Here is a 14,329-nt window from a genome sequence, read left to right on the forward strand (position 1 = left end):
ACTTCGGCCCGGGCCGACTCAGGTGGTGTCGGCTACAGTTTCTTGTAACCGCAGGAATGCATCATGACCACCACGGAATATTGCTCATGACGAAAAGCCCTCCATTCCAATCGCTCGGCTGCGCCGAATGCCGCAATCATGAGGCGCTGGGGTTCGATTTCACCATGGCCTTCCAGCCTATTTTCAATGTCCGGACACATGCTGCGTTTGCTTACGAGGCGTTGGTCAGAGGCATCAATGGCGAATCGGCTGGCGACATCCTGGGGCTCGTGAACGACAGCAACCGCTACCGATTCGACCAGGCTTGCCGGGTGAAAGCCATCGAGGAAGCTGCAAGGCTGGGCCTGCTGGACATTCCCGATTGCTTGCTGAGCATTAACTTCCTCCCGAACGCCGTATACCGGCCGGAGACGTGCATCCGGGCTACCCTGGAAGCGGCGCGCCTGGCCCGTTTCCCGCCAGAAAGGCTCATGTTCGAAGTGACCGAAGGCGAGAAGGTGGTCGATCCTGAGCACCTCAAAGCGATTTTCGTGGAGTACGAGCGCCAGGGTTTCACTACCGCCATCGACGATTTTGGCGCGGGGTATTCGGGCCTTAACCTGCTGGCGATGTTCCAGCCGCAGGTGCTGAAGATTGACATGGCACTGACCCGAGGCATTGATCGAGACTTGGCCAAGCAAGCGATCGTCGAAGGCATCATCCTGGTCGCCAGGCGCTTGGGTATTCTTGTCATTGCCGAAGGTGTCGAGACCCGTGAAGAAAGCGCGACGCTTCTAGGCATGGGGATCGAGCTGATGCAGGGATATTTGTATGCAAGGCCCGAGGTCGGTCATCTTCCGACGGGATGTTTTGACTTGGATTGATGTGTCCAAGCCCTCCAGCGGCCAGCACTCTGGAGTTGCTCGTTGCAGTTGAAACGAAAGTGCCAGGCAATGCGGAGTTGCATCGGGTTGAACGGCGACCGGTGAGCTCCGGCCGCGGTCCGGAGAAGGTTACAGCGTGATGCTAGTGGTGGGGTAGAACGCAATGTTGAGTACGAAGAGGATCATCCAGAAACCGATTTCCAATGTTTCTGTAATAGGCTGGATCTTCTTGATTGCGCCGTAGACATGCACGAAGAACATCAATGTGAACACCACGAAAAGAATATCGAAGGCATAACTGAAACTGGTGCCGGTGGTGGCCGAACGCAACATCGCTATTTCAACGACTAGAATGAACGCCCCGAGGCAACGGCCGAAATAAATAGCCAGGTGTTTGTGTTCGGGGACGGTCCAGCGCATGAGGCGGGCCCATTGCAGCGGGGCGAGGAAGATGGGTAAGGCAAAGAATAGGGTGGTCACGATCATCAGGGTGGTGATGTATTCCTTGCTGTATTGCGCATAGTAACCAAGCATTTAACAAGTCCTTGTTTGATGGCACATTTAGGCACCCTGCAGTAATTTTTATTATTGTTGTGACTGGCTGGTTTTGCGGCGAAAGTATTGCGAGGGCTGAACAGCAGCGTCAACGCTACGATAGCGTCTACTACCAAAGGCGCTGAGGGATGTAATACCACTCACACCCTTAGTTTCGATGCGGGGAAACAGCCGACCGCCTCGGCTGACGACTCAACCCAGGCGTCTTCCCCGTAACACGCTTGAATGCACGACTGAAAGCGGCCTGGGAGGTATAGCCCAAGCGCTGCGCCACCTCTTCAATCGGCAGCCTTTCGAGCGTCAGCCACTGACACGCCAGCCGCATCCGCAGTTCGGTCACGTAGCGCAACGGGGCCATGCCAATCGTCATTTGGAAGCGGTCAGCGAAGACTGAACGAGAGGTGTTGCATTGTTCCGCCAGCTGCGCAACGGTCCAGTCGCGCCCCGGTTGTTGATGGAGCGCGAGCAGTGCATTGGCCAAGCGTGGATCGCGCAGTGCGGCGACCAGGCCAGAGGCATTGCCGCAGGCGCACTCCACCCAACCGCGAACGACCATGGCGGCCACCACGTCGGCCAATCGCGCAAGTATGCCCGCGAAGCCGATACGTGCGGCGCTGACCTCGCGTTCCATGGTGGTCAGGATAGGCACCAGTCCGGGGTAACGCTGGCCGCCGGCATCGATCAGCATCAGGCCCGGCATTAGCCTGCCAAGGCCATGGATGCTGCCCAGTTCAAATTCCATGCAGCCACTGAACAAAACAGTGGGCGGCGTGGGGCTGGCATCGGTTCCGGCATCTACCGCGCTCACGGTATCGCCGAGGGGGGCGCCGTCCAGACGGTCGATGTCTTGAACAGGAACATCCGTATGGGAAAGCAATTGATGGGCCGCACCATGGGAGATGAATACGGCGTTTCCAGCAGACAGTGCATACGTTGCCCCGTCTTCCATCCGCAGCACCGCATTGCCGACCGCCAGGAAGTGGAACCAGGCATGCCCGGGTTTGGCAGCGAAGCCCAGGCCGAAGGCTGGACCGGCTTGGATACGCCGGTATTCGACGCCACGCAGGCGCATGCCCCGCAACAGCTCATTGATGAGATCCGAGGAGAGGGCAAACTGATCGGTAGGCATCATTCAGGTGTTTCAGTCAAAGAATCGAGATTTTTGATCATAGATCATCCAGATTCCCACGCCTAGACTGCGGGTCGCAATGAGAATTTGGAGATCCGTGCAATGACTGACTGTGTTTGTAATGCCGTATCCGACAGCCATCTCGGCACCGGGCCGGATGTAGAACCGGCGACACCCGCGTGGATGGCCGTGTTTTCGTTGGCAATGGGCGTGTTTGGATTGCTCACCGCAGAGTACCTTCCGGCCAGCCTGTTGACGCCGATGGCGACCGACCTGGGTGTGTCCGAAGCGTTGGCTGGCCAGGCGGTAACGGTGACTGCCATAGTCGCACTGTTCGCTGGCCTCTTGGTGCCGGGCCTGACCCGCGATATCGATCGCCGCTGGGTGCTGCTGGGTTTTTCCACGTTGATGATTGCCTCCAATCTACTGGTCGCCGTTTCCTCCAGTCTCGCGGTGCTGCTGGTCATGCGTATCTTGCTGGGTATTGCCCTTGGCGGGTTCTGGAGCATGGCGGCAGCGGTGGCGATGCGCTTGGTGCCGGGTGCTTTGTTGCCCCGGGCGCTCTCGATCATTTTCAGCGGCATTGCCGTCGGGACGGTGGTTGCGGTCCCGTTGGGCAGCTACCTGGGCGGGTTATACGGCTGGCGTAGCGCGTTTTTTGCAGCGGCGGCAGTCGGCCTGGTGACCCTGGCTTTCCAGTCGCTCACGCTGCCGCGCCTTGCGCCGCGCAGGCCGGCACGCCTGCGCACCGTACTGGAAGTGCTGCAGCGCCCGGGCATCGCCATGGGCATGTTCGGTTGTGTGCTGGTGCACAGCGGCCACTTCGCGATGTTCACCTATGTCCGGCCGTTCCTCGAAGGGACCACAGGTATCGGCCCCCAAGGGTTGTCACTGATGTTGCTGGGTTTCGGTGTGGCGAACTTTGGCGGCACGTTGTTGGCCGGATGGCTACTTGAGCGCCGCCCGCTGGCGACCCTGGTGTTGATGCCGACGTTGGTGGGCGTTGCGGCACTGGCGTTGGTTCTGTTGCCGGCCTCGGTGCCGGGGCAGGCGGTGCTGCTGGCGATCTGGGGCTTGGCCTTTGGTGGTGTGCCGGTGGCATGGTCGAACTGGGTCGCGAGCGCGGTACCTGACCAGGCGGAAAGCGCCGGGGGCATGGTGGTGGCATCCGTGCAGTCGGCCATCGCAACGGGCGCCGCCGCTGGCGGTGCGATGTTCAGCCTCGGTGGCAGCGTCGGCGTATTCGTGGCGGCGGTGCTGATGCTGCTGGCTGCGGTGCTGATTGCGTTGCGGGTCCGGGTGCCTTCTGCCCATGGCGATGCTCAGGCCAGGCCCGCGCTGCACCTGTGATGGCAGTGCCGCTTAGCCCCTGGTTGCGGTTCCATGGCCGCCAATAGTTATCCAAGAAATCCGTGAGTATGTCTGTGGATAACCGCGCCGATGCCAGGCAGGCAGCGCCTTTTAACGGGCGCTCAAAAAATGTACAGGCAGTTTGATGTCATCTTTTCACTGATCGGTTTGACCGGCTGGACCTGGTCGTTGCGATGGGTTGCTGCTCGCGCGCGCTTGGCCACAGCAGCGCGGCCAGGCCAATGGCATAGACCACCGCCAGCAGCACGTAGGCGATACGGGTGGAAAACAGCTGGGGCGTTTCCGTCGGCAACGGTGATACACCGAGCCCGAACAAAATGAGGAACGTCATGAGCCCTCCGCCGAATACCTTGCCGGCGGTGTTATCCATGGCGGCTTTGCCGGCAAACAGCAGGCTGACCAGCAGCAGGATCAGCGCCACCAGCCACAAGGTCGGCCGCAGTTCGAACAGCGTAAAGGCCAAGGAAGCCACGACCCCACCCAGCAGGTTGACCAGCACCAGCCCAACGGCGCTGCGGCTGCTCATGCCCAGGGAAAACTGGCTCAGCAACGAGGCCACCGTGATGGGGACGACCATCGCCGTGGCCAGCCGTGGATCGCTCAGGCACAGCGCAATCATGGCCAGCAGAATCGCTGCGCTGGCCATGGCTTGGCGAATCACCAGCGTCAGCTCGCGCGGCGGTGCGCGTTGCGGGTCGGCCTGTTCACTCGCAGGGTCGGGCAGCAGCGCATGGGCGCCCCAGGTCAATAGCAAACCCAGGCTGACCGCCTTGACCAGAATGAGCACGATGGATTCGCCCAGATCGCGCTGCACGATATCGAGCATCGGCACCACAATGGCAATCACCAGCATCAGCGCCGGTCCCGCACCGCCCAGTTGTCGGCCTTGCGCGGTAAAGCAGGCGAAATAAAACAGCCACAGCAGCGGCAGGAGCACCCACGGGCGCTCACCGAACATGCCGGTCATAACCACCAAGAGCGCGCCGGTCAGCAGACTCACCAGCAACGTGATCAATCCCTGGGATAACGTGGGCGCGCGGCGGCTGGCCAAGAGGAACTGGATGGCAAACAAGGGCGCGAGGAAAGGCAAGATGTCGCCCCGGACCAGGCCCGTGCACAAGCCTACGGTCACGGCCAGGGCGACGCGCAATCCCTGGCGTTTGATCCGCAGCAGTTCCAGCGCCGCTTGCCCATCAATCGACCCATCAATCGACCCATCAATTGACATAGTTCAGCCAGGCGCCCAGGCGTGTCATCAGTGCCCCCAGCGCGTTCGTCATGGGGTTGTCATCGGTATAGATCACCACGGTGACCTGCGAGCCGTAACGTGGGCCGACAGGGTGCGGTTCTTCCACGATCAGGCGTACGGGAAAGCGTTGCGGGTCGCGCACCCAACCACTCTGGTTGCGCACGGAGGGCAGGGCGGCGTTGCTGCTATCCTGTTGTGCGACACCCCAGCCAACGCTTTCAACATGGCCCTTGAATACCCGGCCCGGCAATACATCGAACACCAGTTCCGCCGGGTCGTCGGCCTGCACATGTTCCAGACTGTTTTCCTTGAAGGCGGCAGATATCCATACCGTGCCCCTGTCGATGAAGGTCAATGCCGGTTGGCCTGCGCTGACGACTTGACCCACGGCGAGTTGGAGGTTGGTGATGACGCCATCGGCGGGTGCGATGACTTCCGTACGCACCAGATCGAGCCGGGCTTTTTCCAGCGCGGCCAGGGCTTGTTTGAATTGCGGGTTGTCGTTGCCTTTGGGCCCCAGTTGCTGGCGCGCCCGTTCCAGGTCGGCTTGGGCTTTGCTCACGGCCGCTTCGGCGGAGCTCAGCGAGGCTTTGGATTCATCCTGGCGGGCGGGGGCGAACACACCGCGCTCGACCAATTGATTCACCCGCCGGGCTTGCTCGCGTATGTTGTCGCGCTGCGCCCGCGCCGACACCAGCTGTGCCTGGGCGGCATCCACCGAGGCGGTACTGGCACCCAAGGTTTGGCCGGTTTCCTCCAGTCGCGCTTCAGCCTCGCTGACGACAAGCTTGTAGGGTTGCGGGTCGATACGAAACAGCACCTGGCCGGCCTTCACCCGGGCATTATCGAGCACCGCGATGTCTGTCACACGGCCACCCACCTCGGCAGCCATTTCCACCACATAGGCTTGCACCACGGCTTGTGAGGTCGAGGGTGTGCGTCGCTCCATGAAAATGGAGAGGGTAAACAGCACGGCGATCAAAATCGCAACGCCTAGCGCAATGCGTCGCAGTGGATTGGCTGGCGCAGGCTTTTCAGGCGGCGGTTCAGTTTGGTGCTCTGGTTCGACGCAAATAGGCGAATTCTGTGTTCCGGGCATATCGGCACCTGCAACTCATGGCATTTCAAGAACAACTGACAGCGCGCCGGGGGGGGAGGCGGTCCGGGCGTTGGCTCAGGCCGGGTCGGCGGTAGTGACCCGTGCGGTGCGGATAAACAGCGCGCGCAATTTTTCCCAGAAGTTGCCACCCAGGACGAAGAAGCTGCTCACCAACAGGGCATCGCCAAGCAGTTGCAATGCCCAGCTATTCGGGCGCAGGCCGGGTGCGAAAGCGTCGATATAGGGTTCGAGAAAGGAGCACACCAAGGGCAAGCAGAACATCACCAAGCCAATACGGTGGCGGGTGACGCTTACCTCCAGCTCGGCGCTGGGCACAAGGCCCGACACGTAGCCGAACACATGTTGCTTGAGCTCCTGGAAACCCGCCTTGCCCATCACTGCGATGACCAGCAGCAACAGCACCTTGTTGATGATGAACAGTGCGCCGGTGATCGCCGCGATGGTGGAACGGGGCACATCCGCAGCCGCTGCCAGCGGCACCAACAACCACAGCGAGAGCATTAGGCAAAGGATGGCGATGCCTAGCTTGAAGCGCCATTTCGCGGACGTTGACGTTGCCGGGGGCTGAGCCGTGGTCATGCTGCCTTACCTTCGTTTAGAAATCATTGTGGGTATGGTCTGGAGCAAAACTGAGCTTAGCAGCTGGACTGTCGCCGCGTTTTTTTAACAACAGTCCCCTAGCACCAGGCGCTTGACTTAGAGCGCGCTCTAACCAATAGCCTTCTTGTTGCACCGCCAAAACGGCCAGTTCCGTTGTGCGGCTTAAACAAGGAGATAGGTCATGTCATTAAAAGAATTTAGCGTTGCAACCGGGCTCGTGCTTTCAGCGTTCGTAACGGCGGCGCCGGCAACTGAACCGGACAGTCGACGAGTGAAGGGAATAGAGACCCTGGAAAAGATCACCGGGGCCGCCGGCAACAGCGTGGTGAACTCGCTTAGCGATATTTCGCCCGAGCTGGGTGAGTGGATAGTCGATTTCGCCTACGGTGATGTGTTTTCCAGGTCTGGCGTCGCGCTTTGCACACGCGAACTGGCAACCATCTCGGCCCTCACCGCGTTGGGGAACGCGCAACCTCAACTCAAGGTGCACATAGAGGGAGCCTTGAATGTCGGTTGTAAACCTGAGGAAATCGTTGAAATCATCATCCAGATGGCGGTGTATGCTGGCTTTCCAAGCGCGTTGAATGGCATCAGCGCAGCGCGGGAAGTGTTCGCCAAACGAGGCATCAAGATCGCCGCGCGTCCCCAGTGAGCGGGCCCCCTGCATGACCAACACCGATGGCCAAGGACAGTGCTTATGAACGCCTACCAGACGATTAATCAGGTCGCCAAGCGTACCGGCCTCACGGCGTATACCCTGCGCTATTACGAACGCATCGGTCTGTTGGCACCGGTCGCCCGAGCGGCCGGCGGGCAACGCCTTTATGCACCGACTGATATGGCGTGGCTTGATTTTCTGCTGCGTCTACGCACCACTCACATGACCATCGGCAAAATGCAGATGTTCGCCAAGCTGCGCAGCGCCGGGGATTCCACCGTTGCCCAACGCCGCCAGATGCTGGAGAGCCATTTACAGGAGGTACAAGCCGAAGTGGTTGCCATGCAAAACGCCGTGGCTGCATTGCAAGTCAAGATTGATTATTACCGTGGGCTTGAAGCTGGGGAGGATGTTTCGCACCTGTTCTAGGAGGGCGGCTGTTCACATCCGATGATGCTCCAGCAGAAAGTCCACGAACACGCGTACCCGCGCCGGCATCGCCGAGCCACCGACGAACACCGCATGGATCGGCTCCCGGTCTCCGGGGTTCCATTCTTCCAGCAGCGGTATCAGGTCGCCGCGCTGCAGGTCCTCGCTCACGGTGAAATCGCCGATACGCGCGATGCCAGCACCTACCCGTGCGAGTTGCGCCAGGGCCTCACCACTGCTGCATTCGATGTTGCCGCTGACCTTCAAGGAAAACGCTCTGCCGTCACGGGTGAACGGCCAGTTGGGTTCGGCACGCCGGAAGTTGAAGCGCAGGCAGTTGTGCCGGAGCAAGTCTTCCGGTTCCCGGGGTGTGCCATGGCGCTCTAGATACTCGGGCGAAGCCACGACCACCTGACCGGTGTCGCCGATCTTGCGCGCGGTCAGTGGGCTGTCGGGCAGATGGCCAAAGCGTACCGCCACGTCGGCCTGGCCGCCGAGAATGTCGACCACTTCATCGCCGAGGGTGAGGTCGACAACGATGTTGGGGTAACGGGCGCTGAAGGCTGCCACCAGAGGAACAATGGTCTGCCGCCCATGACCCAGGGCGGCGCTGACCCGCAAACGGCCCTTGGGCACGCCCTGGTCGGCGACGGCTTCTTCGACCTCGGCCATGTCGGCCAGGATTCGCCGGGCGCCGCGCAGGTAAGCCTCGCCCTCGGCGGTGAAGGTGATCGCTCGCGTGGTGCGCAACAGCAGGCGGGTGCCAAGGCGTTGTTCGGTACGGGCGATGACGCGACTGACCGCCGACGGGGTCAGCCCCAATGCACGTGCGGCGGCCGACAAGCTGCCTTCCTGCGCCACCGTGACGAACATGGCCATTTCACCTGATCTACCGTTGAAGTCCATTTGTGCTCCTTACGCAAAGGTGATTGCCAAAAATGCCATCTACCGCCAGGGAAGGCTGGATCGTAGCATCTGCGGCATAGATGAGGAGCCTTCCAATGCGTATCAATCCACCACTTGTCGCACTCGCCATGGGTGCCTTTGGCATCGGCGTAACCGAGTTCGCCCCCATGGGCATGTTGCCGGGCATCGCTGCCGATCTCGGCGTTTCCATTCCCGCCGCGGGCCTGTTGGTCAGTGCTTATGCCCTTGGCGTACTGCTTGGCGCACCGCTGATGACCCTGACCACCGGACGGATTCCCCGGCGCTATCTGCTCATCGGACTCATGGCGATTTTCACCCTGGGTAACCTGATGTCAGCGCTGGCGACCGATTACTACAGCCTGATGGTCGCCAGGGTGGTGACCTCACTGAACCACGGTGCGTTCTTCGGCGTGGGTTCCATCGTCGCCGCCAGCGTGGTCGCCCCGGACAAGCGTGCCGGCGCGGTAGCGGCCATGTTCATGGGCCTGACCCTGGCGACCATCGGCGGCGTGCCGCTGGCCGCCTGGTTTGGCGAACTGTTCGGCTGGCGCAGCGCATTCTGGGGGATTACCGGCCTGGGTGTGGTGGCGATGGCCGCGTTGTGGTTTGCCCTGCCCAATGTGCCTGCGCCGAAAAACATCGGTGTGCTGGCTGAGATCCGGGTATTGGGCCGTGGTCCGGTGCTGGGGGCGTTGGCCCTGACCGTCGTCGGCTCAGGTGCGATGTTTACCGTCTTCACTTACATCGCCCCGATCCTGAGCAGCGAGACTCGTGCATCCACCCCTTTCATCACCGCCATGCTGGTGCTGTTCGGGGTGGGGCTGACGTTGGGCAATATGTGGGGCGGCAAGGCTGCGGATCGCTCGATAGACCGCACCTTGATCGTTTCGCTGAGCGTGCTGATTCTTGTCTTGCTGGCCTTCACCGTATTGATGCGCTGGCCGCTGCCAGCAGCGGTCGCCATCTTGATCTGGGGCATCGCCAGTTTTGCCCTGGTGCCGCCCTTGCAAATGCGCGTGATGGAAGCTGCCAAGGACGCGCCCAACCTGGCCTCGGCAGTGAATATTGGTGCCTTCAACTTAGGCAACGCGATTGGCGCGGCGCTGGGCGGCGCGGTGATCAATGCGGGGTTGGGTTATCCGGCGATTTCCCTGGCCGGAGCGGCAGTGGCCGGCCTGGGGCTGTTGATGGTGTTGGCTTTTGCCTGGCGTTCAAGAGTGGGTGCGGCTGCGGCGGTGTGATGGATACACGGAACGTTTGACCAGACTCCAAGTGGCTCATTAGAGTGGGTAGCCGGACCGGCTGCCGACTGCCATGGACATCCCAATGAGCGACTTTTCCCTGCTGCTTGCCTTCATCGCCGCTGCTTCAGTGCTCACGGTGACCCCCGGCGTGGACACCGCCATGGTGCTTCGCGCTACCGCAACGGGCGGTCGACGTTCGGCGGTGATGGCCTCCCTCGGTATCGTACTCGGTTGCCTGGTGTGGGGTGCCGCGGTGTCACTGGGGCTCGGGGCCCTGTTGCACGCTTCGGAGTGGGCTTACCTTGCGCTGAAAATTGTCGGCGCAGCTTATCTCGTCTGGTTGGGCGTCAAACTGCTGCTGCGGCCCAGGACAACGCTGCAAGGGCAGGGGAGCGAGAGCGTGGCCGCGTCTGCGCGTGACGCCTTTATCCGCGGTTTATTGACGAACCTGCTGAACCCCAAGATCGGTGTCTTCTACATCACGTTCCTGCCTCAGTTTGTCCCGAGTGGCGCGAGCGTGGCCAGTTACTCCTTCTTCCTTGCGGCGTTACATGTGCTGTTGACGTTGGCCTGGTTTGGCATTCTGGTGGCGGCGACGGTGCCACTGAGCAATTTCCTGAAACGCCCGGCGGCCCTGAAGGCCCTTGATCGGCTCACGGGCGGTGTTTTTGTCGCGTTTGGGCTCAAGCTGGCTGTTTCCAATCCGGCTTGAGCCGAATGTCGTACTGCCAGTGGTTCAGGCATCGCCTGCCGCTTAGCGTCCTCGAAGTGGACGTTGACGTGTGTATGGATGTGCACATATAGTCCTCCGCATGACAAGCCCAACCGCTACACGTTCCCGTGCAATCGATGCTGCTATCGACTCTCTTGATGGTGCTTTTTTCAAAGCGCTGTGCGAGCCGTCGCGGGTTGCTGTGCTCAAGCGAGTCATGCAACTGGGGCGCGCGGATATTGCCGAGATTGCCGAAGGGCTGCCTCAGGAGCGTTCAGTGGTGTCCCGTCATCTGCAAGTGCTGCTGGAGGCTGGCATCGTCCGGGCGACCAAGGTCAGTCGGCAGATGTTCTACGAGGTGGATGGACCGGCGGTGGTGACACGGCTCGAAGCCATTCTCCAGCACATGAAGAGTCTGGCTCCGTTTTGCTGCCCCGGAACACCAAAGTAATTTTTATTTATTCGTATATATGCATGGATGTGCACGTATGAACACGATGAGTGAGTTCACCGATGTCATCGTTATTGGCGCCGGCCAAGCTGGGCTCGCGTGCGGTTGGCATCTGCGGCAACAGAACCTCAGGTTTCTCATCCTGGATGCCGAGAGCCGGCCAGGTGGAAACTGGCGCAATTATTACGACAGTCTGAGGCTTTTCTCCCCGGCAGCCTATTCATCGCTGCCTGGGATGCGCTTTCCAGCTCACGCCAAGCATTATCCGCTGCGCGATGAAGTCGTACGTTATCTGGAGCAGTACGCGGACGCTTTTCAGCTACCCATTCGGCAGAACACACGCGTCCAGAGCGTGCGTAGGGAGGATGGACTATTTTGGCTTCAGGCAACTGATGGCCAGCGTTTCCGCTCAAAAGCAGTGATTGTTTGCACGGGCGGATTCAATCATCCGTTCATCCCTGACATTCCAGGGCTGGAGAGTTTTCGCGGGCAACGTTTACACAGTGCGGGTTACCGAAATGCCGAGGGCTTCAGTGACCAACGCGTCGTGGTCATCGGTGCGGCCAACTCAGCCGTACAAATTGCCCATGAGCTGGCTCAAGTCAGTCGCGTCGTATTGGCGACAAGGGAGTCGATTCGGTTTTTTCCGCAAAAGGTCCTCGGTGTGGATTTCCATGCTTGGCTCAAGTGGACCGGGCTGGAAAAGACTCGTTGGCTGAATGATCAAAGTACCCCTGTGCTGGATGACGGCACCTATCGACGGGCGGTAACACAGCGGCTTTTTGATCGCAAGCCGATGTTCACAGAGGTAACGCCAACGGGCGTGATTTGGGCCGATGGGCAGCACACCGAAGTGGACAGTTTGATTTTTGCGACCGGATTTCGCCCGAACCTGGGTTTTCTGGCAGATCTGCACCTGGCGGGTAATGAACGTCTGATTCAACGCAACGGAAAGGCGGAGCATGTTCCGGGTTTGTATTTCGTGGGATTGCCGAAGCAGCGCAACTTTGCTTCGGCCACTCTCAGAGGCGTTGGGCCAGATGCTTCTCACATCATCCGCAGTTTGACGTGCTACATCGAACGTGCATCGCACCCGGTGTTCGCTTGATGCCCGGTATTGGTTTTTCCCGCTCAGACACCGCGTCTACTTGTCTTTTTGTGTAGTAGGCAAACGCCATGTGGCGATGAAGCACAGAAACAACAGCCCGCACATCAGGCTAAGCAATACCGATGCCCCGAAGCTGTCCAGAACGTACGCGGCGGCGATGGGGCCGCAGGCTTGGGCGACCAGAACGGGCCTTGCGAGCAGTCCCATTCGCGCGCCATATCCTTGAGGCCCGAACAGTGCCAAGGGGAGGGTGCCGCGTGCGATGGTGAGGATGCCGTTACCGGCGCCGTAAAGTGCTATCGCCACAAAGGCCAGCCAGGGCAGGCCTGCAATCAGCAGTCCTAGCCCGATCAAACAAAGCAACACCCCGGCGCGTGCGGACCAGGTTGGATGGAGGTGCCTGCCTATGGAAAACTCCGCCACCCGTGCCAAAACTTGCGCAGGACCAATCACCATGCCGATGGCCAAGGCCACGGCAGTCGCGATGCCCAATTGCTTGAGGACATTGAGCAGGTGCACTGAGACACCTGATACGACCAGCGCCAGAACCGTCAGCATGGCGGCAATCAACAAGAACAATTGGTGGGTGGTCCCAGGGCGAAACTCTGACGCATCGGTCGATTCGACCATTACCGGATGGGGCGGTTGCCTGGTGCTGCCGGGAATCAATAGCGCATGAATGGGCAATCCGATTAGCAGATGAGTTGCGGCGAGGGCAAGGCAGGCGTTTCGCCAGCCGATCCAACTCTCCAGTCCTGCTATCACCGGCCAACCTAGGGTGCTGGCGAAGCCACCCAATAAGGTCAGCCCGGTGATTGACGTTCGAGCCGACTCGCCGAAAAGTCGGCCCAAGGTTGAGAAGGCGGCGTCGTATAGGCCTGCCGCCATGGCAACGCCGATCAAGGTCCAGGCGACATAGTAGGTGGCAATGTTGTCCGCAAGGCCCATCATTAGCATGCCGAGTGCCAGCAGCAATGAACTGGCGGCCAGGACAGAGCGCCCACCATGTCGGTCAATCTGACGACCCACAGTCGGCGAGGACGCTCCCGCCACCAGCAACCCCCAGGACAGGCCGCCCACAACACTGGTGATGGACCATCCAGTCTCTTTGGCGATCGGAGACGCAAGCACCGCCGGCAAGTAGTAGGTCGAACCCCAGGCAAGAATCTGGGTGATACCCATGGCCCACACGAGCCTGGAGCGATTGATCGGAGGATGAATCTGCTCTGGAAGCGTCACAGTGGGTACGTCCATAGTTTCGTTGTCAGTAACAACAAGCTAGCGCCTTCCTCTGGCTATCGTCAATCGAGATATCAGTGTTGACGATTTCCAGGAATCAGGCTTACTGTTGCGACTGACAACTAAATTGTGACGATTATGGCAAAGCGTAAAAATGACCCGCTGACTCAGGATGCCGAGGAATTGTATGAGGCGTTGAACCAGTTGGTACGCGTCTATCAGTTTCGGGATCGGGATCGGATCTGCTGCTACGACGTATCGGTAACCCAATGTTATGCCGTCGAGACGCTGGTCAAGAAGGGCCCTCTGCGCCTTCAGGTGTTGGCAGAGGAAATGTTCCTGGACAAAAGCACGGCAAGCCGTGTGGTCGATACCCTGGAACGCAAAGGGTATGTGTCCCGCGTTGAGGATGATGAGGACCGGCGTGCAGTGCGGATCCAGGTAACGGGTGCTGGACGTGAGCTATACGAGAAAATCAGAGCTGACCTGATTGCTGAGGAGCGAGGGATGATCGAGAACCTCTCGGCTGAAGCCAGGCAAGGAGCGCTGATTTTGCTCAGGCAGATTACACGGGCCACGGAGATTCGCTGCGGGCTCGCGAGTGACTGCTGCCCAGCCGTGAAGAAGGATTGAAAGGGAAGCGCTTCCCTTTTTTTGCCAATAATGTTGTTACT

General features: G+C 60.0%; 16 protein-coding genes. 9 read left to right on the forward strand and 7 right to left on the reverse strand.

Features of this window, described 5'->3' with window-relative positions:
* Positions 1-86: 86 nt before the first annotated feature.
* On the forward strand, positions 87-863 hold the full coding sequence (locus tag J3361_RS04175; protein WP_207962711.1) for an EAL domain-containing protein: 777 nt from the start codon (positions 87-89) through the stop codon (positions 861-863).
* A gap of 129 nt (positions 864-992) precedes the next feature.
* Here J3361_RS04175 and J3361_RS04180 read toward each other — a convergent pair whose 3' ends face one another.
* Positions 993-1,397: a hypothetical protein gene (locus J3361_RS04180; RefSeq protein WP_207962713.1), complete on the reverse strand. Its 405-nt coding sequence runs from the start codon at positions 1,395-1,397 to the stop codon at positions 993-995.
* 169 nt (positions 1,398-1,566) lie between these two features.
* On the reverse strand, positions 1,567-2,547 hold the full coding sequence (locus J3361_RS04185) for an AraC family transcriptional regulator (protein ID WP_207962794.1): 981 nt from the start codon (positions 2,545-2,547) through the stop codon (positions 1,567-1,569).
* A 102-nt stretch (positions 2,548-2,649) separates the two neighbouring features.
* Between J3361_RS04185 and J3361_RS04190 the strand changes: the two genes are divergently transcribed.
* Positions 2,650-3,897, forward strand: coding sequence for an MFS transporter (locus tag J3361_RS04190; protein ID WP_207962714.1), 1,248 nt, complete (start codon positions 2,650-2,652; stop codon positions 3,895-3,897).
* A gap of 148 nt (positions 3,898-4,045) precedes the next feature.
* Here J3361_RS04190 and J3361_RS04195 read toward each other — a convergent pair whose 3' ends face one another.
* The 3 genes from J3361_RS04195 to J3361_RS04205 all read right to left on the reverse strand — a co-directional run bounded on the left by J3361_RS04195 (position 4,046) and on the right by J3361_RS04205 (position 6,866).
* Positions 4,046-5,146 carry an FUSC family protein gene (locus J3361_RS04195; RefSeq protein WP_243458727.1) on the reverse strand — a complete coding sequence of 367 codons (1,101 nt, stop codon included), beginning with the start codon at positions 5,144-5,146 and terminating at the stop codon, positions 4,046-4,048.
* Positions 5,136-6,140, reverse strand: a complete 1,005-nt coding sequence (locus tag J3361_RS04200) for an HlyD family secretion protein (RefSeq protein WP_347709615.1) — start codon at positions 6,138-6,140, stop codon at positions 5,136-5,138. The genes J3361_RS04195 and J3361_RS04200 overlap by 11 nt, the downstream gene beginning before the upstream one ends.
* A gap of 201 nt (positions 6,141-6,341) precedes the next feature.
* Positions 6,342-6,866, reverse strand: a complete 525-nt coding sequence (locus tag J3361_RS04205) for a transporter suffix domain-containing protein (RefSeq protein ID WP_207962716.1) — start codon at positions 6,864-6,866, stop codon at positions 6,342-6,344.
* A 202-nt stretch (positions 6,867-7,068) separates the two neighbouring features.
* Between J3361_RS04205 and J3361_RS04210 the strand changes: the two genes are divergently transcribed.
* Positions 7,069-7,539 (forward strand): carboxymuconolactone decarboxylase family protein, encoded by a 471-nt coding sequence (locus J3361_RS04210; protein ID WP_207962717.1) that lies wholly within the window; start codon positions 7,069-7,071, stop codon positions 7,537-7,539.
* Positions 7,540-7,584: 45 nt separating this feature from the next.
* Positions 7,585-7,974: a MerR family transcriptional regulator gene (locus tag J3361_RS04215; RefSeq protein ID WP_053121793.1), complete on the forward strand. Its 390-nt coding sequence runs from the start codon at positions 7,585-7,587 to the stop codon at positions 7,972-7,974.
* 12 nt (positions 7,975-7,986) lie between these two features.
* Here the strand turns inward: J3361_RS04215 and J3361_RS04220 are convergent, their stop codons facing one another.
* A complete protein-coding gene (locus tag J3361_RS04220) occupies positions 7,987-8,880 on the reverse strand; it encodes a LysR family transcriptional regulator (protein ID WP_186706239.1) in 894 nt (297 codons plus the stop codon).
* Positions 8,881-8,975: 95 nt separating this feature from the next.
* On the opposite strand from J3361_RS04220, the gene J3361_RS04225 reads away from it, so the two are divergent.
* From J3361_RS04225 to J3361_RS04240, 4 genes are all read left to right on the forward strand, one after another.
* A complete protein-coding gene (locus J3361_RS04225) occupies positions 8,976-10,142 on the forward strand; it encodes an MFS transporter (protein WP_207962718.1) in 1,167 nt (388 codons plus the stop codon).
* Positions 10,143-10,227: 85 nt separating this feature from the next.
* On the forward strand, positions 10,228-10,857 hold the full coding sequence (locus J3361_RS04230) for a LysE family translocator (protein WP_207962721.1): 630 nt from the start codon (positions 10,228-10,230) through the stop codon (positions 10,855-10,857).
* Positions 10,858-10,957: 100 nt separating this feature from the next.
* Positions 10,958-11,308 (forward strand): metalloregulator ArsR/SmtB family transcription factor, encoded by a 351-nt coding sequence (locus J3361_RS04235; RefSeq protein WP_207962723.1) that lies wholly within the window; start codon positions 10,958-10,960, stop codon positions 11,306-11,308.
* Between the two features lie 37 nt (positions 11,309-11,345).
* On the forward strand, positions 11,346-12,416 hold the full coding sequence (locus J3361_RS04240) for an NAD(P)/FAD-dependent oxidoreductase (RefSeq protein ID WP_207962725.1): 1,071 nt from the start codon (positions 11,346-11,348) through the stop codon (positions 12,414-12,416).
* Positions 12,417-12,452: 36 nt separating this feature from the next.
* Here J3361_RS04240 and J3361_RS04245 read toward each other — a convergent pair whose 3' ends face one another.
* On the reverse strand, positions 12,453-13,598 hold the full coding sequence (locus J3361_RS04245; protein ID WP_207962727.1) for an MFS transporter: 1,146 nt from the start codon (positions 13,596-13,598) through the stop codon (positions 12,453-12,455).
* A 195-nt stretch (positions 13,599-13,793) separates the two neighbouring features.
* Between J3361_RS04245 and J3361_RS04250 the strand changes: the two genes are divergently transcribed.
* The gene (locus tag J3361_RS04250; protein ID WP_207962729.1) at positions 13,794-14,288 is read left to right on the forward strand and encodes a MarR family transcriptional regulator; all 495 of its coding nucleotides are present in this window, start codon (positions 13,794-13,796) and stop codon (positions 14,286-14,288) included.
* The last annotated feature ends 41 nt before the right edge of the window (positions 14,289-14,329 follow it).

The sequence above is a fragment of the Pseudomonas sp. OA65 genome, from assembly GCF_017498305.1.
Lineage (GTDB): Bacteria > Pseudomonadota > Gammaproteobacteria > Pseudomonadales > Pseudomonadaceae > Aquipseudomonas > Aquipseudomonas zanjanensis.